Raw genomic sequence first — 21,768 nt, forward strand, 5'->3', positions numbered from 1 at the left:
CAGGACAGTGAAGGTGAAAATGAGAAGGGCGTGCGGCGTCAGGGCTACTCGACCAGGCGTACGTAGGAGCCCTGTTGGCGAATGTCTTCGAGAATCTCGTCCAGGCGACTTTGAATGCGGCCTTCGGCGGCAGCGAAGTCGAATCCCTGGAGGTAGGTGATGTCACCGCTCTTGACGGCGCAGCGCGCCAGACCGGGGCCGGCGATACGACGGAATTGCGAGGCACCGTCGATCGTGCCTTCGGCGTTCAGGTCGTTGTTCTCTATCTCGTCCTGGCCGATGGCGATCATGAAGAAACGCAGCTTGCGCTCGCGGAAGCTGTCGCACAGGCGCGCGAAGCGCTGCGTCCTCAGGCTCAGGTTTTCGCCATCGCTGCCGGTTTCTCCATCGATGGCCTGGCCGATATAGGCGTTGTAGGCGTCACTGTCGAACCAGCGCTCACCGGTGGTGTTGACCAGCATGACGATGGCCTTGTAGCTGTCGCCGCCGTCGTCCTTGAAGTCCTTGGGCAGATCGTCCGACAGGTTCCAGCCAGCGCTGCCGCGGAACGCCGGGGCGAGTGCCATGGCGCTCCAGCCCATGGCGATGGCGTAGTTGGTATTGAAGCGGGTGGACATCTGATCGAGGCGCTCCTCGATCTTGTCCAGGTCGTTGGTCAGGGGCAGCAGGGGGGCTGACGGGCAGCCGCGGTCGGCGACCATCCAGCGCGTGTCGTTGACGCCGGTGGCCTGGCCGAACATGGGGTTGGGGCCGATCCAGCGGATCGGGTTGGCGCCTGGACTGCCATTTTCTGGCAGGTCGTGGCGGTAGTAGATGCGGAACTGGCCGCTCGGCGCGTCATCCCAGTGGTAGTTCTCGCCACGGCTCAGGCCGCGGTACATGCACAGCAGGTTGGCGCGACGATCCGGGATGCGGCGGTCATGCAGGCCGGCGTAGCCGGAACGGAACAGTGAGGTGAGTTCGATGGGACGCAGCGCCGAGGGCATCGACCAGCTGTTCAGGCGTTGCAGGTGATTGGCACTGGGGCCGGCCGGCGCGCGGCTGTCGGGGTTGGTGTAATCGGGCGAAACGTTCACCGACTGGCTGAAGGGCACCAGCGCCAGCCAGGCATCGTCGCGATCCTTCACCAGGTTCTCGGCGAAGCGCATGCTCAGGCGGCGCAGTACGTCGAGGTTACGCTCGTTTTCCGAACCCGAGTTGGGCAGGGTCAGCGCCACTTCGAGAGCACTCGGCTGCACCTCCACGGTGGAGTGTATGAGCAGGTCGCGTGGCTCCACGCCAAGCAGGTCGGCATCTGCCTGGAAGGTGACCTCGACCTTGTAGCGAGTGCGGCCTTGATCGTCCTTCTGCTCGCTGAGGGCGAGCTTCTCTTCGTCGATCTGCGCGGCCAGGGTGCTGTCCAGGCCCAGGTTGTTGACGACGTAGCCGTAGGCCAGCTTCTTGAAGTCTTCCAGCGGCTTTTCACCACTGGCCAGGCGCTCGTGACCCACGGCCAACGCGGCCATGTCGGTGGCCCGCTTGATCTGCGCGGCGCTGTTGGTCAGGCGGCTGGTGTCGATGGCGTAGGCGGTGGCGAGCAGGGCGCCGCCCAGGGCCAGAACCATGAAGGGCGCGATGCTGCCGCGTTGCTGGCGAGCGTGGATCATGAATGACGCTCGCCGTGCAGAGCTTCAGAAACAGGGATTCCCGAGAAGAGATGCCGAGTGGAAAAGGAGGGTGCACGCATCGGAAATCTTGCCTTTCACTGAGTGCCCGACTGAGAGCGTGGGCGCGTAGTGGTAAAGATAAGAATTATTCCCAATCGCGAGCAATGATCGTTTCATTAAGAATGCTTAAGGGAGCGAACACATGGGGTCATGTGAGCCCGCACGGTACGCCGCCGTTGCAGCGCGCGGGTCTGTGCAGCGCTATGTCGGCATGTGGCATTCGGTTCTTTCGCGGCTGAAGCCGCTCCTACGGATGCATGGATTCACGGCGCTCCCTAACCTCGTAGGAGCGGCTTCAGCCGCGAAAAGGGGGCGCTCAGGCCGACCTGCCCTCCACCGGCAACGACTCGGGTCGTGACCAGATCCAGCAGGCACCGCAGAACATGCCGCCGCCAGCGCTTAGCAGCAGCCACAGCGGTGGCTCGTGCCACAGCAGCAGGGCAAAGCAGGCGAGCATGCTGATGCTGGCGTAGAACTTGTGACGGCGGGCGATCACACCACCGTTGGCCCAGTTGTTGAGGATCGGCCCGAACACACGATGTTGGTGCAGCCAGCGATTCAGGCGCGGCGAACTCTTGCTCGAGGCCCAGGCGGCCAGCAGGACGAATTCGGTGGTCGGCAGGCCCGGCAGGATCGCGCCGAGGATGGCCATGCCCAGACTCAGGTAGGCCAGCGCCAGGTAGCAGAGTCGCTTGGCGCGACCGGTGGCAGGCTGGTTTGCAGCAGGTGTAGGCATTTCAGGGATGATCCGCACAGCAATGGAGGCGTACACCCGTCGGTTCTTTGCGACGCCACACAACGGGAGTGGTCAAGTAGACGGGCTGGGCAGTCGCTAGGCAAGTTAAGAGGCGTTCATGTTTGTCACGCCTGCCGAGCCGGCTGGCTCGGCAGGCGTGGTGAGGGTTGACGCTTCGCGGGCACGCCCGTTCCCACGAGTTGGCTCAGCTGTCTTCGTCCTTGAGGCCGACTTCTTCGCTGAGCGGTTCGTCCAGTTCGATGACGTTGTAGCTCATGCGCGCGAAGGAGATGGTGTGGATGTCCTTGTCGGCGATCAGGGCGCTGCTCAGCGCCAGGTTGTCGCTGTTGCGACACAGCTGCACGACCATCATGGAGGCGGTCACCGGCGCTTCGTCCTCGTCGGCGGCTGGTACTTCCTCGGGCAGTTCGCCGCTGTAGCGACCATCGCTCGACAGCTCCGGGCAGATGCCTTCGGCATTGCCGCGATACAGCGGCTTCCAGGGCATGCTGCGGTCGAGCATGACCCGGCTGATGACCATCTCATATTGGCCAAGCGCTCCGGCTGCGGCGGTCTGTTCGGTCAGCGCCTGCAGGCTGTCCTTGTCCAGGCGGCTCTGCATGGCCAGGATGCTGGCGACGCTGTGGGCCGATTGCTCCATGTAGGCGCGGGCCTGGTTGATGTTGTACAGGTCGCCGATGATGATCGCCGTGCCGATCAGCAACGGCATGATCAGTGCGCCTTCGAGCAGGGCATTGCCGCGCTGCTTGCGCCGTGAAATCAGCCTCATTCGTCCTCCTCCACGTCCTTTTCACTGGTCAGGCTGCCCAGCAGTTGGCGGTACTGGTACTGGAAGGCATCGCCGAGGCCGAACAGGGCTGGCAGCGGCGTCATGAACACCTGGGTCAGGTCGACGGTGACGCTGAGTACGGGCGGCGACGTATCCAGCGCGTCCTGTTCCTTGTCCGCCGCGCCGCCGCCGAACTGGCGCAGGTTATCGAAGGCCAGCACATCCACCTGAAAGTTGTCCTCGGTGAGAAAACCATAGGATGAGTCGATCAGGCGTTGCTCGATGGCGGCCTGCAGCACTTCAGGCGTTTGCGCGTAGAAGGCACGATCCTGGCGAAAGTCCTGCAGGGCTCGCTCCAGGGCCAGGCTGCCGACGCCGATCATCAGGCTGATGCGCGCCAGTTCGAACAGCATCATCACGCCGAACAGCAGAACCGGCAGGATCAGCGCGGTCTCCACTGCGGTAACGCCTTGCTGCCCTCGCAGCAGGGCACGGAATGAGACCTGTCGCATCACTCGGCTTGCTCGCTCAGGGCCAATGGTTGCTGACTGGCGGCGAGCAGTTCGCTGGCCAGTGGTGCACCCGCGTCGACGCGGGCGCGTGCGGTGCGGAACTGCTGGAGGATCTGTCCGGCGTATTGCGCCTCCATGTTCTCCAGCAACACTGCCTGGGCGGTGTCCTCATGCCCGGAGAAAACGTAGGCCAGTGCCAGGTTCAACTGCAGGGAAATGTCGCCCTGGCTGCGCGCCTGGTTGAGCAGGCCGATGGCTTTGCCGCTGTCGCCGCTGGCCAGCCAGGACAGGGCCAGGTTGTTCAGCGCCGGCGTGTAGCTGGGGTCGATCTCCAGGGCTTTCTGGAATTGCTCGCGGGCGTCGCCGTCACGTTTCTGCAGGTTGTAGGCGACACCCAGGCCGTTGAGCGCCTGCAGGTCATGCGGCACGGCCTGCACCGCGCAGCGGAAGTCGCGCTCGGCCAATGTTGCCTGGCCCAGGCTCAGGCGCGCACGGCCAAGACCGTTGCACAGGGCTTGTGCCTGTTCGGCTGGAAGGGCGCTCGGATCGCCGCCCAGCTCCTGGCGGGTGCGTTGGTACAGGGCCAGTGCTTCGCCGGCCGGGCGCACGGTGGCGGCGACGCTGGCGTATTCGAGCAGGTAGCTGCCCCTGAGCTGGCCGCGTTCGTCCATGCGCGCATAGACCTCGTAGGCCGCCTGCAGGCGCTGGTTGTCGCGCAGGGTGTGGGCCAGGCGCAGCGCCTCGCCGGCCTCCTTGTCCAGGGATGGTTGGGAAACCGAAGACAGGCTGGCGCAGCCACTTAGGGTCAGGGTGAACAGCAAAGGCAGCAGGGCAACGCGGTACGCAGGCATGAAGAAGTCTCGCATCATTGGCTGAGCAGGCGGATGACGCGCACCATCGCCGGTGCGCCCATCATCGCCACGATAGGCGGCAGGATCAGGGTCATCAGGGGCACGCTCAGTTGTGCAGGCAGCTTGCCGGCGCGCTCTTCGAGGTTGAGGATCAGCGTCTTGCGGCTTTCCTCGGAAATGGTGCGCAGCGCCTGCGACAGCGGCGTGCCGTAGCGCTCGGCCTGGATCAGGGTGGCGACCATGCTTTCGATGCCGCTCACACCCGTGCGCTCGGCCAGGTTGAGCAGGGCGCGCGGGCGGTCGCTGAGAATCTGTAGTTCGGCGTAGGTGTAGCGCAGCTCGTCGGCCAGTTCCGGCGACGACAGCGCCAGCTCCTTGGACACCACCTGCAGCACGCGGCCCAGCGGCAGGCCGGCCTCGGCGCAGATCACCATCAGGTCGAGGCCGTCGGGCAGGCTGCGCGACAGGCGTTCGCCGCGTTTGGCGCTGCGCATCTTCAGCCACAGTTCCGGCGCGGTGGTGCCGGCGAACAGCGCCAGCAGGCCGCCGGCCAGGCCATTCATGCCCAGGCGCGAGCCGGGTTCCAGTACGCCGAACAGCATGATCATTGCCAGCAGCAGGCCAAGAGCGTATTTGCCAATCATCAGCAGGCCCAGGGCTTCCTGGCTGCGGAAACCAGCCATGATCAGCAGACGCCGCAGCTTCTGCCGGTCGTTGTCGGTACCGGCGAGGCCTTCGCCGAAACGCGCCATCGGCACCAGCAACGCTTGTAGACGCGGCGGCAGTTGCAAGCCCTGGCCGCGCAGGATGTCGTCCTGGCGAACACTGGGTATTGCCGCAGGTGCATCGACCCGCAAACGCTGGCGCAGTGGCGCCAGTTGGCTGCGGTGATGCAGGCCGATCAGCAGCAGGCCGATACCGGCCAGCAGGATGGCCAGGGCACTGATGGCCAGGGGATCGTCGAACAGGGTGGTCATGTCACCCTCCTTACCATCAGGTGGGTGATGACCAGGCCCAGCGCCACACTGCCGAAGGAATAGAACAGCACGAGGTTGCCGGTCGCATCGTTGAGCAGAAAGTGAAAGTCGCGCGGCGAGTTCAGGTACATGTAGCCGAGGGCGAATGGCACCAGCGAGGCGACGATCTTCGCCGAGGCGCGGGCCTCGGAGGTCTTGGCCTGGATCTTCAGGTGCAGCTCGTGGCGGTCACGCAGGGTGCCTGACAGGCGATCCAGGGTCTCGCCCAGGCGGCCACCAGCTTCCTGGTTGATGATCAGGATCACCGCGAAGAAGCGGTACTCGTTGAGCGGGATACGCCTGGCCGAGTCCTGCATGGCCTGGCGCAGCGGCACACCGAGGCGCAGCCAGTTGTCGATCAGGGCGAACTCCACCGCCAGCGGCCCGGCGATGTTCGGTGCGACCAGGGCGAAGGCGTTGCTCACCGGCACGCCGGCGCGAGCGGTACGGGTGATGGCGTCGATGGCTTCCGGCAGGCTCTGCTTGAGTTCGGCCAGGTGCTTGTCCAGCCCCTTGCGGTAGCCCAGGGTCGCCAGCACGGTGAAGAACACCAGGGTCAGCAGCAGGCTGGCCAGCAGCGGCAACGGGGTTTCCTTGCCCAGCAGCACGCCGCCGATCAGGCTGGCCAGGGCGGTCAGGGCCACGCGCATCGGCAGGCTCTGGCGCCAGCCGAGCACGCTGATACCCATCCAGATATTGGCGATACGCGGGCCGATCAGCGGCAGGTCGGCGAAGGGGGCGTTCTCCATTTCCTTGAGAATGCCGTCGACCGACAACGGCGGGCTGCTCTTGATGGCCTGGCCAACCAGCTCACCCTTGAGCTTCTCCAGGCGCTGTAGCACGACCTTGTCCGGCACGTTGCGCCGGCTCAGGCTGCGTGCTGCCAGCACGGCGAGCACCACGGCAAGGAACACCAGCAGGGTCAGCAGATCGAGTACGGCGTCCATCAGTGACCCTCGAACAGGTGCGCGTGGGCGTTGTAGAAGTGCGGGCGCTGACCGCTGGCGATGTACTGGCCGACCAGGCGGCCCTGGGCATCGACGCTGCTGGTCTTGAAGGCGAACAGCTCCTGGGTCTGGATCACGTCGTTCTCCATACCGCAGACCTCGGTGATCGAAACGATGCGACGGCCACCGTCGCGCATGCGCTCGACCTGCACGATCAGGTTCACCGCGCTGGCGATCTGCCGGCGGATGGCTTCCAGCGGCAGCTGCATGCTGGCCATCATCACCATGTTCTCCAGGCGCATGATGGCGTCGCGCGGGGTGTTGGCGTGCACGGTGCAGAGCGAGCCGTCGTGGCCGGTGTTCATCGCCTGGAGCATGTCGAAGCACTCGCCGCCACGCACCTCGCCGAGGATGATGCGATCCGGGCGCATACGCAGGGCGTTGCGCACCAGGTCGCGCTGGTCGACCTTGCCAGTGCCTTCGGCGCTGACCGGGCGGGTTTCCAGGCGCACCACGTGAACCTGCTGCAGTTGCAGTTCGGCGGCGTCTTCGATGGTGATGATGCGGTCTTCATCGCTGATGTTCTGCGACAGCGCGTTGAGCAGGGTGGTCTTGCCCGCGCCGGTACCGCCGGAGACGATGATGTTGAGCTTGGCCACCATGGCCCGTTTGAGCACCTCGACCATTTCCATGGACAGCGCGCCACGCTCGGCGAGGATTTCCAGCGACATGTTGCGGCGCATGAACTTGCGGATGGAGATGCTGGTGCCGTCGATGGCCAGCGGGTAGGTGATGACGTTGACCCGGCTGCCGTCGGTCAGGCGCGCGTCGACCATCGGGTGGCTCTCGTCGATCCGTCGGCCCACGGCGGCGGCGATGCGTTGGGCGGTGTTGAGCACGTGCTCTTCGTCGACGAAGGTGATCGGCGACAGCTCCAGCTTGCCGTAACGTTCGACGAACACCTGGCCGGCACCGTTGACCAGGATGTCGTTCACCGAGTCGTCGTGCAGCAACGGCTGGATCGGGCCTATGCCGATCATCTCGTTGAGCATTTCCTCGGCGATGGCTTCCTCTTCCTGACGCGACAGTTGCAGGCGGTTGTCATCGCAGATGCGGCGGATCAGCGACTCGATCTGCACACGCAGCTTGTCGCGGCCCATGGCGGCGGCCTTGAGCGGGTCGATCTGGTCGTACAGGTAGCCGCGGATCAGCTTGCGGTTCTGCGTGCTGGCGTTGTCGACCGGCTTGGTCTGGGCGTTGCGCTGCACGCTGGTGGCGCGTACGTCCTGCTGCGCCGTCGGGGTCTGTTCGGCCTGGGTCGACTGGCGCAGTTCGCGGTTCTTTTGCGGGTGGCGGATAAGCATGCGCGAAGTCCCCTCAGGCCGCTTGGCGGTTCAGTACGCGTTTGAGGCGTGTCAGCAGGTTGCTGGGGGCGACCGTGGCGCGTTTGGGCGTGTGCCCGGTGGCCAGGTCGGCCAGATCCTGCAGGGCCAGTTGCAGCGCTGGCGCGGCGGCCAGATTGAGCGAGCCGGCGAGCAGGCTGCCGGCCAGCGAAGGGCCGGCGTAGGGCAGTTGCAGGTCGATGCGACGCTCGATGAAATCCTCGAACTGGCTGCGCTCGACCACACCGCCGTGGTTGCCTCGGGCGGCGTTGGCCACCAGCAGCAGGTGCTGACCCTCGCTTTCGTCGCCGATCTCGCGCAGCAGGCGGTGCAGATTGCGCGCGTCCTGCACGGTCAGGTCGGTGAGCAGGATGCGTGTCTGCGCGTGGGCCAGTACATCGAGGGTGCCGTGCGGGCGACCGGCCGGCAGATCCCAGATCACCTGGTTGAACATGTGGCAGAGGTTGGCGCCGAGAAACAGCAGGTGTTCGCTGCTGAAGTTCTGCTCGGGGCGCAGGGTCGGTGCCTGGGCCAGCAGGTGCAGGCGTTCGTTGATCTGGCCCATGGCACGTTGCAGCAGACGGCTGTCGATCTCACCGCTGCTCAGCGCACCGGCCAGGCCGGCGTCGCCTTCGTAACCCAGCAGCAGACTCTGATCGCCATTGTGGCGGTCGAAGTCGACCACGGCGGTGGCCATGTGCCGATCCTGCGAGAGAATCTGCGCCAGGCCGGCGACCACGGTGCTTACACCGCAGCCACCGGAAGCCCCGCTGATGGCGATGGTGCGGCCGCTGCGGGCGCCATGGCTGGTGGCATGGCCGGCACGGGCGCGGCCCAGGGTGGCCGCCAGCAGATCCAGCGGCACGGGCTTGATCAGGTAGTCGAACACGCCGCTGTGCAGCAGGGTGCGATACAAATCGACGTCCTGTTTGCTGCCGATCACCACGATGTGACAGGCCGGGTCGCAGACTTCACCCAGCTCGGCCAGCGACTGCAGCGGCATGGCGTCGCCGTCTATGTCGACGATCAGCACCTGTGGCGGCCGGTTGTCACGGCTCCAGGCGATGGCGGCGGCGATGCCGCCGGCGCGGGCCTGGCTGGCGTCCTGGCCGAGACGCAGCAGTTGTTCGCCAAAGCGCCCGGCTTCTTCGGCGTTGGCAGCGAACAGCATCAGGCTGGACGAGTCGTTGTTGAGCGTTTGCGTGGTGTCGTTCATGTCACGAGTCTCTTTGCTTCGGGGCCATATCCGCGTGTTCGGTCGGCTTCCGTAGGAGCGGCTTTAGCCGCGAAATCCTCGGCTGTAGCGCTTCGCGGCTGAAGCGGTACGCCGCCCGGCCGCTCATACAGTACAAGGTGTGCAACGGCTGACGCGGACATGGCTGTTCAGTCCTGGAAGTCGATGTCGAGCAGTTCGCGGACTTCGTCGTCGTGGTAACGGCCCACGGCGTTCACCGCATTGATGCCGTCGCCGCCATCCAGCGCCTGTGGGCGCACCAGATCACGTGGGTCGGAAACCATCGCGGCGAGGTTGGCACGGTTGGCGCAGCCCAGCGGACCGACGGCCTGGTAAGGCTTGACCGTCCAGGCTTGCTGATCGGCGATGGTGCAGTCCGGTACCTTGACCACCAGGGCTTCGGAGACCACCTGCAGATCCCATTCCTGGGCTTCTGGTGCTTCCAGGCGCGACGGCAGGACGATGACCTGTTCAGCCACAGCACCCTGTTCGCGTAACACGCCAGTCAGACGCTGGGCCAGGCGCTCGCCGGATGGCGTGTAGGGCTGCAGGGTCAGGGTCTGCTGGCGCAGGCGACCCTGCACACGCAGCAGGGTGTTGAGGTTGTCCAGTGATTCGGCCGTGAAGCTGCCGTTGCCGTTGGCCTTCAGCGAGGCAACCAGTGCTGAAGGGGCGACGGTTGGCGCCTGGGCGGTTTTATAGGGGGTGAAGCGGTGTTCGCGCATCTGGTTGAGCTGACGGTCGCAACCGACCAGCAGGACGGAGAGCGCCAGCAGGGAAAGCAGGGGACGAACGGGCATGACGATTCTCCTCAGAACAGATAGCCGGCGGTGGCCTGGGCGGGAATCATGTTGTCCAGGGCGCGGATGCCACGGCCTGGGGTCTGCAGGGCGCCGGCGGCGGTCGGCTCGACCACGTAGGCGGTGGCGATGATCACCAGCTCGCTGTCGCTCTGTTCGCTGGTTTCGGTCTCGAAGAAGCGGCCCAGCACGGGCAGGCTCTTCAGTCCCGGCACGCTGGTGACCTGCTGGTTGATGGTGCTGCGCAGCATGCCGGCGAGGGCGAAGCTCTGGCCGCTGGCGACTTCGACGGTGGTGTCGGCGCGGCGTACCTTGAAGGCCGGGATGGTGAAACCATCCAGTTGCACGGCACCGTCATCGGACAGGTCGCTGACTTCCGGAGCGACGTGCAGGCTGATGCGATTCGGCGACAGCAGGGTCGGGGTCATGCGCATGATCACGCCGTACTGCTTGTAATCGATGTTCACGCTGTTGTTGACGAAGGTGACGATGGGCACCTCGCCACCGGCGGCGAAACCGGCGGTCTCGCCGGACATGGCGGTCAGGTTGGGCTCGGCCAGGATGGTCGCCAGGCCGTCGTTGGACAGCGCGGTGAGCAGCGCCGAAACGCTGGAACGGCCACGTGTGCGGCCACCACCGAGGATCGGTCCGGTGGCGTCGGTCACGGTGTCGGTCAGGCGGTTGGTGGCGGCGTCGAAGATGCTGTTGCCGGTACGGAACAGCGCATTGCCTCGGTTGCTGGCGAAGGTCGCTTCCCAGTTCAGGCCCAGCGAGGTGGTCAGGCTGCGCGACACCTCGACGATGCGCACGCTGATATTGACCTGCGCGGACAGTTCGACCTTGAGCTGATTGATCACGCGCGGAGCCGGCTGGCCATTGCCGCCGCCCTGCGGTTGCGGACGCGCGCCGCTACCTTGGCTGGAGCTGGCGCCCAGCGTGGCTTCTACGCTGTCCATCACCTGCTTGGCTTGCTGCGGTGTGCGTACGCTGCCGCGCACGATCAGGCTGCTGCCCGATGGCACGAACTCGACCTTGGCGCCGGGGATCTGCTCGGCGATCTGCGTGCTCAGGCGGGTCAGGGCGGCGGTGTCCTGGCTGGAGACCAGGCGGATGGCGACCACCACTTCGTCATTGGCATCGAGGGCGTACAGCGTGGTGCTGCCTGGGGTCTTGGCGAAGACGAAGACACTGCCGGGCGAGGCCATCTGGAAGCTGGCGATGTTCGGGTTGGCCACCATCACGTTGGTGGCTTCGCGCGGCAGTTGCAGCAGTCGGCCTTGGTTGAGCATCAGTTGGATCGTCTCGGTTTCCTCGACTGTCCTCAGCTTGCCGCGCAACTGGCGTACTGCAGGCTTCTCGGGTTCTGCGCTCTGGCCCATTTGCGCGTAGTAGTCACGCGCGAAGGCCATGTCCAGATCGGGGTTGTAGGTGTCGGACTCGGCGACGGGCAGGTCTGCCTCATCCTGGGATTCGGCATGCGCCAGCTCCGGAGTGGCGAGCAGGCAGGCCAGCGGCAAGGCAAGGTGTTTGAGCGCGAACTTCATGTGTCGGTTTCTCTAGTTGGCAGAAGTGAGCTGAGCGTTCGGCCGCATCACTTGTAGTCGTCGAAATACACGTCGTTTCTGGCATCGCCGTGGAAGACCCTGGCCGATGGCGCTTTGTCGAAGGACTGCTTGGCTGGTGTGCTGGCGCTATAAACACTGGTGGTTTGCGCCAGGGTGGTGACCTTGCCGGTGCCGGGGCGCACCAGGCCGTCGCCAATGTCCTGGCTGCTGCGCAGAACCAGTTGCAAGGTGCCTATCTGGCTGGCCAGCGCGAGGCGCTCGGCATAGGCCGGCGGCACTTCCAGGGTGACGGTTTCTGCCCAGGGATTGGGGTAGGCGTCAGGGTTCTTCCTGCTCTTTTCAGTTTCTTCCGGGCGCTGTTGCAGGGGGCTGCGTACACGGTTGTTGAGCGACAGTACGCGAACGTTCTGCAGCAGGGTCTGTGCCGCCAGGCGTGGCACCGGAGATTGCGAAGTAGCCCCCAGTACCTGGCGGATCATGCGCTGGCGTTGCTCGGACGCTTCCCCTTCGGTGTGCCGGATCAGCACCTTCATCAGATCGCCGTTCTGGATGATGCCGGTATCTTGCTCATTCTCACGCTGGAGGTTGACCACCACGTCTACCCGATCACCCGAGGTCAGCATGCTGTACTGGCTGGCCGTCTGGCTGGTGGGCACGGTGATCGCGCGCATGCCGGGCGTGATCACCGTGGCGATGAAACCAGGCTCGTTGGGTTTGACCAGCAGGGCGCTGGTCAGCGGGGTGCCTGCCGCTACCGGGAGGCGTACGCCAGCGCCAGTCAGCTGGCTGGCGGCTTCGCTGCCGCGGGTGTAGTAGAGGCGCTCGTCGTAAGCATTGTCGCTGGCCTTCCATTCCACTGCGCTGGCGTCGATGAAATCACCTGGGCGCAGGTCACGGCTGGCGACCAGTACGGCTGGGTAGGTCGGCTTGGAGGCTTCGACAGGTTTCTCGACCACGGGCGGTGGTGGCGGTGGTGTCAGCAGTACACGGGCCAATAGGGCGGCGCTACCGGCGACCAACAGGGTGCCTGCCAGCAGAAGGGCGGAAGGGGTTTTCATGGCATGAACCGTGTTTAGGAATGAATGGGGACGAACAGGGTGTAGAACGCGCCGATGGCGATGGCCACGCCGTAGGGCAGGCCTTGCGGGCGCTGGTCGGTGAGCACGACGGGCACCGGAATGTTCAGTCGTGGAAACGCCGCGCCGAGTCGCTGCCAACGCAGGGCGAGGTACTGTTCTATCTGGTTCAGCAACGGCAGGCCCAGCGCCAGCAGCCCACCCGTGAGGGCGGTGACGATGAGGAAGGCCATCTGGTTGGTCTGGCACATCCACAGGCTGACGGCAGCCACCAGCTTGACGTCGCCAGCGCCGACCCGTCCCAGGTAGAACAGGCCGAAGCCGATGACCAGCACCAGGGCCGCACCAAGCAGTCCATAGATCACCTGATCGAACAGTTCGCTGCTGCTCATCTCGCCCCAGGGGCCGAGGCCGAGTACAGCGGTGATCGGCAACACCAGCCACAGGGCCAGCAACACCAGAATCAGCAGGTTGTGGATGCGCCGATAGAGCAGATCGGAGCCGACCACGAACAGCAGTGCGGGTAGCAGGGCGATGATGATGAAGGTGTTGTCCATACCGCGCTCCCGGCTGCTCTGCTTACTTGGCGGAGCCAGGGTTGTTGGTGTTGGTGATCTGGTCGGCGATGGAGGAGAAGCGCTCCTTCAGGGCGGTCACGAACACGCCGTCGGAGCCGAAGATGATGCCGATAGCGGCAGCCATGGCGGCTGCCAGGATGCCGTACTCGATGGCGGTAACGCCGCTTTCGTCGGCGAGGAAGTGCTTGATGCGATTGTACATGACGGCTCCGTCAGCTAGAGGGAAACAGAGTTATTGAGCAGGTGATATTAAGATTTGTTCTCAATTGCGAGGCAAGTGCGGCTTCATTAAGAATGCTTAAGGAAGAGCTGTTGCACCGTCTCGATTGCCCCTTTGTGGGCGCGAAGCTGCTGGCGATGTCTGCGCCAGGTTGAAGGCGGCCTCAAGGCATGATGCCGATCAGACAAGACGTAATGTCTGTCACGGATGGCCTTTGTAGGGTGCGCCGTGCGCACCGAAATGCCGGCGCCACCACCATTGGTGCGCACGGCCTAGGCGGCCCCGCGACACCCTGCGTAACCTCATCCTGACGCTTAACTGACTGGCATTAGCCTCAAGGCAGGCGTTTCTCCACGCCGATGGGCGCCGACTTGATCTCGAGGATGGCGCGCAGCCCGGGCTGATTGTCGGCCAGCACCAGGCGGCCGCCATGCAGGTCGCAGATCGCCCGCGTCAGGGTCAGGCCAAGGCCATTGCCGGGGATGTTGCCGCTGGTGTCGAGTCGGCTGAAACGCTCCATGGCCTTGGCGTTCAGCTCTCGTGGGATGCCCTTGCCACGGTCGGCCACGCTCATCGTTTGGCGATCACGCACCGAGCCGGCGGCCAGCACGATGGGCGAGCCGCTCGGCGAATACTTCAGGGCGTTGTCCACCAGGTTCGCCAGGGCCTGGAACAGTAGCGCCGCGTCGCCGTAGATGCAGTGCTCCGGTGCGCACTCGATCAGCAGCGGGCATTCGCGCTCCTCGGCCATCGGCAGGTAGTACTCGCGCACGTCTTCCAGCAGCCGGCGCGCCTTGATCGCTTCGAAGTGGTGGGCACAGCGCCCGGTCTCGACCTCGCCGACGCGCATCACCGCGCGGAACAGGCTCTGGATGCGTTCGCTGTCCTGCACGGCGCGCAGCAGTTCATCGCGGGATTCGCCTTCGAGTTTTTCCGAGACGCTGAGCAGGCGGCTCTGCAGGCGCGTCAGCGGCGTGCGCAGTTCATGGGCGATGTGGCTGGTGACGGTTTTCACCTCTTCCATCAAGCGGTCGATGCGCTGCAGGCTGAGGTTGATCTCGCCGCCGAGTTGGTCGAATTCGTCGCCGTCGCGTGCGCTCGGTGCACGGGCACTGTGATCGCCGCTGGCGTAGCGAAACAGCGCATCGTGGATCAGGTTGATGCGTGCCAGGTTACGACGGCTGAATGGCAGGCTGATCAGCAGGATCAACAGCAGCACCAGGAGCAGGCCGGCGCCGGCTATCAGCGGAATGATGCGGGTGCGCTCGAGCATCGGGCGCAGATCGTAGGCGCTGAAATAGCGACCACCGTCAGCCAGTGGCACCAGCAGACCGAGAATCTCGGTCTCGTTGCCTTCGACGTCTCTGAGCGTCGCGTGACGCCAGTTGCCGTTGCATTCGCCCTGGCAGGCCAGGCCGGGGAGTAGCTGCCTGTCGCCATACAGTGGGCGGCCCATGTCATCGACGACGATCGCGTGGCGTTCCTTGCGGTTCTCGAAGGGCTCGCGGTACTTCAGCGCCGCGACCACGTGCTCGGCGCGCAGCAGGCGACCATGTAACTGCTGCGAGCGCACATCGTTGAGGATCATGTCGCGCACATGGCTGCGCATGACCAGTTCCAGCAGGTGGTTGCTGAAAATGATCGATGTCAGCGCGATGAGCAGACAGATGAAAGCGATGGTCGAGGCTTGGCGGAAGTTGCTGGTGGCGAAGAGTTGCTTGAGGCTGAACACGTTAACCAAGGACATAGCCTATCGCGCGGATGGTGCGGATCATTTGCCGCTGGAAGCCCTTGTCGATCTTGTTGCGCAGCTTGGACAGGTGCACGTCGATCAGGTTGGTCTGCGGATCGAAGTGGTAGCCCCATACGCGTTCCAGCAGCATGCTGCGGGTCACCGTCTGGCCCTGGTGCTCGGCGAGTACCTGGAGCAGTTTGAACTCCTTGTCGGTCAGGTCGATGCGCTGCTGGCCGCGCATCACCGTACGGCGGGCGAGGTCGATCTGCAGGTCTTCGATGTGCAGGATTTCATCCTGCGCGCTGCTCTGGTGGCGTCGCGCAAGCAGCTCCAGGCGTAGCAGCAGCTCGGTGAAATCGAACGGTTTGCCGAGGTAGTCGTCGGCGCCGGCGCGCAGGCCTTCGACGCGGTCGCTGGTCTGGTCGTTGGCGGAAAGAATCAGGATCGGCGGACGCGGGCGGCCATGCAGACGGGTCAACACTTCGATGCCATCCATTTTCGGCAGCACACGATCGAGAATGACCACGTCGAATGCCTCGCTCTCGATCATGCTCAGCGCCCCTTCGCCATTGTCGGCCAGGCGGTAGTTGTGGCCACAAGCGTGCAGCTTGCTTCCGAGCCAGTGACTGACAGAGGGATCGTCTTCCACCACCAGTACGCGCATCGTGCTGATCCTTGATTCGATTGGGAGGGGGGGAGGGCGTCCAGCATTCTTGGGTATCTGCTGCCGGGCGTTGAGTTAAGAATTATTAAACAAAATGAGAATGAATATCAATTGGTTTTGTGACAATGTGCCATCTCTGGCACAAGCTTTTGATATTCAAGACGAAAAGAGGAAGAGGCAGGAGTTGCCGTCTGTGCGGCAACTTAGAGAAGTGGTGAGCTTGTCAGGACCTTATTCCAGCAGTGCCAGCAGGCGTTCGCCGAACACCTCGGGTCTGCCTTCGAACAGACGCTGCAACGGTTCTCCATCCGCCAGATAACCGTAAAGTCGCTGGCGTTCGGCGAAGTTACCGGCCAGGCGTGCGGCGGCAGCGATGTAGCCTTCGACGCTGTCGGCGATCAGCCAGTCGGGCAGGCCGGCGCGACGCAGCAGCCCTTCGTCGATGTGCTCGAACACCTCCGCACCGGTCTTGCACACACCCGGCAGGCCGACGGTCAACGCATCGATGATGCCGTTGGTGTTGCCGAACGGAAACGGGCTGAGGAACAGGTCGCAACGGCTGAAGGCGCTCAGGTACTGCTGATAAGGCTGGTGCGGGTAGATTCGCGCGTCGGGCAGGTAGCGTCGGATCAGGCGCTCCAACTGCGGGTAGAGCAGACCCTGCGCCTGGCCGATGAGAAAATGAAAGCGCACCTGCTTGCCGTAGTGGCGCTGGGTGAGCTGGGCGATCTGCTGGCAGGCCTGCAGAAAGCCTGGGTTTAGCTTCATGGTGGTGGCGGCGATGGCGATGGCCACCTCGTCAGCGTCAGCACGCTCGGACAGTGAGAGTTCCACAGGGATGGCCGAGGGGCGGTAGGGCTGGCCGTCGCTGGGCAGCAGAAGCAGTTGCTCATCGAAACAGGCCGGATCACCGACGAAATCCTCCTCCACGCTGATGCAGTCGATATGCCGTGAGCCGGTGGTCGCCGGATGGCCCAGGGCAGCTACCTGCAAGGGCGCAAGGCGCAGGTTGGCGACGAACAGGGTGAGCGGGAACATGCCTACGCTGGGCATGTACAGCACCTGCGGTTGCAGCTCGGCGGCCAGTTCACGTACCTGGCGTACGCAGGTCAGCAGATCGTTCGGCGCGTTCAGCTCGGTGAACGTGTCGAACACCGCGCGTCCCAGATCGTCGACGTTGCTGGCATAGCCTACTGCATGCAGTTCGAAGTGCTGCCGAGCGGCTTCGAGCGTTCTGGAGTGGGTGCGGTAGATCGAATGGCCACCGGAGAACCACTCCAGCACCACCAGCATCTTGCGCTTGCCGGCGGTGGGCGGGGGCGTGGTCATCGGCAGCGAGTCGATGCCGTTGTGCGCCAGTTTGCGCTCCACCAGGCGGCAGATGGAGCGCTTGATGCGATGGCGCTGCGGCAGGTCGGCGTAGCTGCAGTGCATGTATACGTCATGGATGATCGCCACCGGCAACTGATCCAGGCTGTCGAGGCTGTCCAGTCGTTCCGGCAGCCAGGCCAGCAGCGCCTCACGCTTGGAGTGTGCGGCGGGGGTTCCGAGAAAGCGCGGCGACAGCAGCGCCATGCACAGCGCCACGGTCAGGTTGCGGTTCTGCTGCCAGAGCAGTTCCACGTCCAGTGGCAGCTGCGACTCGGACGAATAGAGCACGCAGAACTTCACCAGCTCCGTCGGAGCCACTTCGAACCGGCCGTCTTCACCGCAATACAGGTTGAGCGCGCGCAGGATATGGTCGGCGTTGACGAAGGCGCTGGCAGCGAACAGTGAGGACAGCCAGCGCTGGAAGTTGATCAATTGCTCGAAGCCGGTGGGACTGATCTGGAAACCAGGGTCGGAGAACAGCGTGGTGATGGCGCTGGTGACACGCGTCAGCACATGGGCTTCGAGATCCGTCGCTGAAATCGCCGGTGATACCGAGAGCACGAACTGGCCGGACAGCTTGCCGTAGTGGCGGTCGATGATCAGCAGCAGGCGGATCAGCTCGCGTGCGGCCGCCTCGTGCTGGCGCGAGTAGCAGAGCTGCTCGAAGTGTTCGAGGGAGAACGTCTCGTCGGTCATGGCCTGGCCTTGTACGCATGGGGCGGGCGCGACGTGGGTGGCGTCGCGCCGCGCTTGTTCAGTTTTCGCTCGGTGCCGATACCTGCAACTGCGACAGATCGAGATCGATCAGATCGATACGCGGCGCCAGCGGTGTCTGCCGGTAGTCAGGATACAGAACCTGGCTCCAGGCGCTGCCGGCGATCTGCTGTTGCAGATGGCTACGCGTCGCCTCGCCATCGCTGCCGAGGATGCTGGCATTTATCAGCCCGCCGAGGCGATAGACCACCGCGCCACTGCCACTGGCACCGATGCTGGTGTTGTCGCTGTCGTGGGCGATGTAGGTGCCGCCAGGCGCTTGGGCGTCGATCAGCAGGATGCCGTTCTGGACACCGAGGCGGTTGTTGCCGCCGACGAAGTTCAGCGCCGTGCCGCCGCGGCTGAAGGCTTCCAGGGTCAGGTTGCCGCCTGCGCCGGTAAGCAGGCTGTTGCTGCCGCTGCTGGTGCCGTTGAAGGTGATGCCGCTGGCGCCGTTTTCACCACGGCCGCTGACCTTGATGTCACCACTGGCAGAGTTCAGCGAGATGCTGTTCGAGCCGCTGCGTATGAACACCCCGCTGGCCTCGCTGCTGCCATCAGTGCGGCCGTTGAGGCTGATGTCACCGCTGTTGCTGGCGATGGTCACCGAGCTGCCATTGCTGGAGGGGTAGAAATGGATGCCGTTGCCCGTCCGCGAATAGCCGTCGAGGCTGATCGAGCCGCTGCCGGTTGCACGCAATTCGGTTTGCCCGGTGAGCACGCTGAGGCCGTTGGCATTGTTGGCCTGGCCAGTGATGCTGAGTCTGCCGTTTTCCACGCTGAGCAGGTTGTTGCCGTTGCTGTAGAAGTCTACGCCATCGCCCGAGCCGGTCGAACGGCCGACCAGGGTGACGTTGCCGTTGCCGGTGGTCTGGATGATGTTGGTTACGCTGAGCAGGGCGATGCCGTGATCCAGCTCGCTGGTGTCGGGTGAATGGAAGTGGCCGTCGAGCAGGATGTTGCCGCCCTGCGAGGCGATGCGGTTGGTCGAGGCCTGGCCGCTGCCGCCGAGGGCGATGGCGTCGGAGGTGCCCACGCTGTCACCGCGCAGGGTGATGTCACCGGTCTGGGTGGTGATGCTGACGCCCTGCGAGCTGCCGGTGGAGTTGAGGAAGATGCCGTAGCCTCCGAAGCTGCTGGTGCTGTTGCCGCTGATCGAGAGGTCGCCGCTGGTGGTCGACAGTTCGATAGCGGCGCCGCTGCCGGAGGGCGCGAGATCCACGCCGCGACCGGAGATGCTGTTGCCTTCCAGGGTCAGGTTGCCGCTCTGGGTGCCGACGCGAATGGCAGAGTTGCTGCCGCTGGCATCCACAAACAGCGCACGGAACGAGCCGCTGCCGGTATTGATCACGCTGTTGTCGGCGGCCAGGCGCACATTGCCTGTGGTGCTGGCGATATCGATGCGGCTGCCGCTGCCGGAGGTGATCAGGCCCAGCGAAGGCGTGGTGCCGCCGGAGCTGTTGCCTTCGACGGTGATATCGCCGTCGCTGATCAGGTTGATTGAGGCGCCGGCGCCGGTGACGTTGAGCACCGTGCCGTAGCTGCCGCCACTGTCGCCGGCCAGCACGATGTTGCCCGCGTTGCTGGCCGTGAGATTGATCGCGCCATCGCCTGCGGCTGCCAGGTACAGCGCGCGGCCACTCTGGCTGTTGGCCTTGACCGTCAGGGTGCCGCTGCCGACACCGATGTTCTGCGTCGAGCTGCTGGCGGTGGAGCAGATCAGCACGCCGAAGCCGGAGACGGCATTGCCACTGAGGGTGACGTTACCCGAGCCGCTGGCGGCGATGGTGTTGCTGGTGCTGAACAGGCGCGTGCCGTTGCCCGAGCCCAGGTTGTCGGCGCTGATGTCGATGGAACCGGCACCCTCGGTCAGCAGGTTGCTGCCGCCATGCAGGATGAACGCATCGCCCGTGCCGCTGCTGCTGGCCTGCACGGCGGTGATGTTGATATCGCCGCCACCGGCATCGAGGGTGCTGGCGGAGATGTTCATCGCGGTGGCGCTGGAGCCGGCTGCAAGGCTGGCCGAGGTGGCGCCGCGAATGGTGATGTCGCCGCCGTTGGTGTCGATCAGGCTGGAGCGGATGGACACGCCGGTGCCGCTGCTGACGTTGGTGCTGGCGAACGAGCCGCTAGGGTTGACCGCACCGCTGATGGTCAGATCACCGCCGTTGGTGCGGATGGTGGCGTTGTTCAGCGCCACCGAGCCGTTGCCGCTGTTGTTGAAGTTCGACAGCAGTGACACGTTCAGCGTGGCGCCGTCGGCGTGGGTGATGCTGGTGCCGGTCATGTTGATGTTGCGGTGGGCGACCAGCGTCAGGCTGGCGTTGCCCTGCGCCTGAACGTTGTCCAGCACGTTTATGTCGCCGGAGGTGCCGGGGCCGGAGGAGGTCTGCACGATGATGTTGGCGCCCTCGCTCAGCGAGGCGTTGAGCGTGGCCGAGCTGAGGGTCGAGCTGGCGCCGGCGTTCGGGGTGAACGGGCTTTCGCTGGAGGTACCGGAGCTGGCACCGCTGGTGATGTTGATGTTGTAAGGGTCGAGCAGCCAGGTGCCGCCCTTGCCGGAGGCCGCGCTGAGGTCGACGCGACCGCTGACGTCCAGTGCATGCGCCGAGGTTTCCACCAGACCACCCTTGCCACCTTCACCACCACCGATGACGCTGATATTGCCGTGGAACTGGGTGCTGTCGGTGGCCCAGAGAATGACCTTGCCACCGTCGCCGCTGCTAAGCGCGTCGGCATCGATACGCGCGTCCTTGCCCATGTGGGTGGCGCTGGCGTGTTGCAACGGGCCCGTGCCCTGGTAGTCGCCACCGAGCAGCACGGTGCCGCCGCCGGCATCGCCGCTTGCGTCGATACGCGCAGCATCGAACAGGCCGACGTATTCGCCGGTCATGGTCACTTCGCCGCCGCGTTCGCCGGCATTGCGGCCAGAAACGTCGAGCACGCCGCTGCTGGCCACCACGCCGCTGTCACCGCCGTCGAGGACGATACGGCCATTGCGCTGCTGCAGGCTGCTGGCCTCGATCACGCCTTCGTTGTTGACCACCTTGCTGAGCATGGCGTCGCTGGCGCGGGCGCTCATGATCACGGTACCGCCATTGGCTTGCAGCAGGCCCTGGTTGACCACACTGGCATCGATGACGGCCTCGTCGACCTGCATGTTGATCAGGCCGTCGCCGTGGTAGTCGAGGGTGATCTTCTCGCCACCGCCGAGCACCACCGAGCCCATCTTCGCGACCACGGTACCCTCGTTGCGTACCTGGGCGCCGAGCAGGGCGACGCTACCGCCGTCAGCCGCACGGATGGTGCCTTGGTTGATCACCGCACCGCCGGCGCCCTTGCCATCGAACTGCAGGCGCCCGGCCATGAAATCGTTATCGGCGATGTCCAGGGCGCTGGCTACCAGGCCGCCGACGTTGACCGCGGCGCTGCTGCCGAACAGCACACCAGTAGGGTTGATCAGATAGACCTGACCGTTGGCATTTATCTGGCCCATGATCTGCGAGGCGTCGCTGGACAGCACGCGGTTGAGCGCCACCGACGAGGCGCCTGGCTGGTGAAAATTCACCGTGGCATCACGGCCGACATTGAAGGTGTCCCAGGTGGCGATCAGCTTCTGGCTGTTCTGGTTCACATCCAGCACATTGCCGGACTGGCTGATGCTGCCGCTACCAGCGGTGATCTGGCCGTTGCTGGGCAGGGCGTTGCTGTCCAGCGCCATGGCGTTCAGCGGCATCAGGCCGTGCATCACGCACAGCACGGCGTAGCTCAGCGGCTTGAGGGAAGGCTGTTGCGGACGACGGCCGCGACGGGCGTTTTTGTTGTTCACGGT

The 21,768-nt window shown here is 64.6% G+C and carries 18 protein-coding genes; all 18 read right to left on the reverse strand.

Features of this window, described 5'->3' with window-relative positions:
* Positions 1–44: 44 nt before the first annotated feature.
* The gene (locus tag C7A17_RS17405; RefSeq protein ID WP_106739197.1) at positions 45–1,646 is read right to left on the reverse strand and encodes a Tad domain-containing protein; all 1,602 of its coding nucleotides are present in this window, start codon (positions 1,644–1,646) and stop codon (positions 45–47) included.
* A 376-nt stretch (positions 1,647–2,022) separates the two neighbouring features.
* Positions 2,023–2,442 (reverse strand): YbaN family protein, encoded by a 420-nt coding sequence (locus C7A17_RS17410; RefSeq protein ID WP_106742998.1) that lies wholly within the window; start codon positions 2,440–2,442, stop codon positions 2,023–2,025.
* Positions 2,443–2,647: 205 nt separating this feature from the next.
* Positions 2,648–3,232, reverse strand: a complete 585-nt coding sequence (locus C7A17_RS17415) for a TadE/TadG family type IV pilus assembly protein (protein ID WP_106739198.1) — start codon at positions 3,230–3,232, stop codon at positions 2,648–2,650.
* A complete protein-coding gene (locus C7A17_RS17420) occupies positions 3,229–3,744 on the reverse strand; it encodes a TadE/TadG family type IV pilus assembly protein (RefSeq protein WP_106739199.1) in 516 nt (171 codons plus the stop codon). The genes C7A17_RS17415 and C7A17_RS17420 overlap by 4 nt, the downstream gene beginning before the upstream one ends.
* Positions 3,744–4,595, reverse strand: a complete 852-nt coding sequence (locus C7A17_RS17425) for a tetratricopeptide repeat protein (protein ID WP_158704674.1) — start codon at positions 4,593–4,595, stop codon at positions 3,744–3,746. Before C7A17_RS17425 ends, C7A17_RS17420 begins: the two co-directional genes overlap by 1 nt.
* 14 nt (positions 4,596–4,609) lie before the next feature.
* Positions 4,610–5,572 (reverse strand): type II secretion system F family protein, encoded by a 963-nt coding sequence (locus C7A17_RS17430; protein WP_106739201.1) that lies wholly within the window; start codon positions 5,570–5,572, stop codon positions 4,610–4,612.
* Complete coding sequence (locus C7A17_RS17435; RefSeq protein WP_199796336.1) at positions 5,569–6,558, reverse strand: type II secretion system F family protein; 990 nt, start codon at positions 6,556–6,558, stop codon at positions 5,569–5,571. The genes C7A17_RS17430 and C7A17_RS17435 overlap by 4 nt, the downstream gene beginning before the upstream one ends.
* Positions 6,558–7,922 carry a CpaF family protein gene (locus C7A17_RS17440; RefSeq protein WP_106739202.1) on the reverse strand — a complete coding sequence of 455 codons (1,365 nt, stop codon included), beginning with the start codon at positions 7,920–7,922 and terminating at the stop codon, positions 6,558–6,560. The genes C7A17_RS17435 and C7A17_RS17440 overlap by 1 nt, the downstream gene beginning before the upstream one ends.
* A 13-nt stretch (positions 7,923–7,935) precedes the next feature.
* On the reverse strand, positions 7,936–9,156 hold the full coding sequence (locus tag C7A17_RS17445; protein WP_158704675.1) for a histidine kinase: 1,221 nt from the start codon (positions 9,154–9,156) through the stop codon (positions 7,936–7,938).
* Positions 9,157–9,323: 167 nt separating this feature from the next.
* Positions 9,324–9,974 (reverse strand): CpaD family pilus assembly lipoprotein, encoded by a 651-nt coding sequence (locus C7A17_RS17450; protein WP_106739203.1) that lies wholly within the window; start codon positions 9,972–9,974, stop codon positions 9,324–9,326.
* 11 nt (positions 9,975–9,985) lie between these two features.
* Positions 9,986–11,518 (reverse strand): type II and III secretion system protein family protein, encoded by a 1,533-nt coding sequence (locus tag C7A17_RS17455; RefSeq protein WP_199796337.1) that lies wholly within the window; start codon positions 11,516–11,518, stop codon positions 9,986–9,988.
* Positions 11,519–11,565: 47 nt separating this feature from the next.
* Positions 11,566–12,597, reverse strand: coding sequence for a Flp pilus assembly protein CpaB (cpaB, locus tag C7A17_RS17460; RefSeq protein ID WP_106739204.1), 1,032 nt, complete (start codon positions 12,595–12,597; stop codon positions 11,566–11,568).
* Between the two features lie 14 nt (positions 12,598–12,611).
* Entirely contained in the window at positions 12,612–13,172 is a 561-nt protein-coding gene (locus C7A17_RS17465) for an A24 family peptidase (RefSeq protein ID WP_106739205.1), read from the reverse strand.
* Between the two features lie 22 nt (positions 13,173–13,194).
* Positions 13,195–13,395, reverse strand: coding sequence for a Flp family type IVb pilin (locus C7A17_RS17470; RefSeq protein ID WP_106739206.1), 201 nt, complete (start codon positions 13,393–13,395; stop codon positions 13,195–13,197).
* Between the two features lie 352 nt (positions 13,396–13,747).
* Positions 13,748–15,160, reverse strand: a complete 1,413-nt coding sequence (locus tag C7A17_RS17475; RefSeq protein WP_106739207.1) for a sensor histidine kinase — start codon at positions 15,158–15,160, stop codon at positions 13,748–13,750.
* Complete coding sequence (locus C7A17_RS17480) at positions 15,147–15,812, reverse strand: response regulator transcription factor (protein ID WP_106739208.1); 666 nt, start codon at positions 15,810–15,812, stop codon at positions 15,147–15,149. Before C7A17_RS17480 ends, C7A17_RS17475 begins: the two co-directional genes overlap by 14 nt.
* 231 nt (positions 15,813–16,043) lie before the next feature.
* Positions 16,044–17,879 (reverse strand): peptide transporter, encoded by a 1,836-nt coding sequence (locus tag C7A17_RS17485; RefSeq protein ID WP_106739209.1) that lies wholly within the window; start codon positions 17,877–17,879, stop codon positions 16,044–16,046.
* Positions 17,880–17,937: 58 nt separating this feature from the next.
* Positions 17,938–21,765 carry a beta strand repeat-containing protein gene (locus C7A17_RS17490; RefSeq protein WP_234035813.1) on the reverse strand — a complete coding sequence of 1,276 codons (3,828 nt, stop codon included), beginning with the start codon at positions 21,763–21,765 and terminating at the stop codon, positions 17,938–17,940.
* Positions 21,766–21,768: the final 3 nt, after the last annotated feature.

Origin of the sequence: Pseudomonas mendocina (assembly GCF_003008615.1) — a bacterium.
Lineage (GTDB): Bacteria > Pseudomonadota > Gammaproteobacteria > Pseudomonadales > Pseudomonadaceae > Aquipseudomonas > Aquipseudomonas mendocina_C.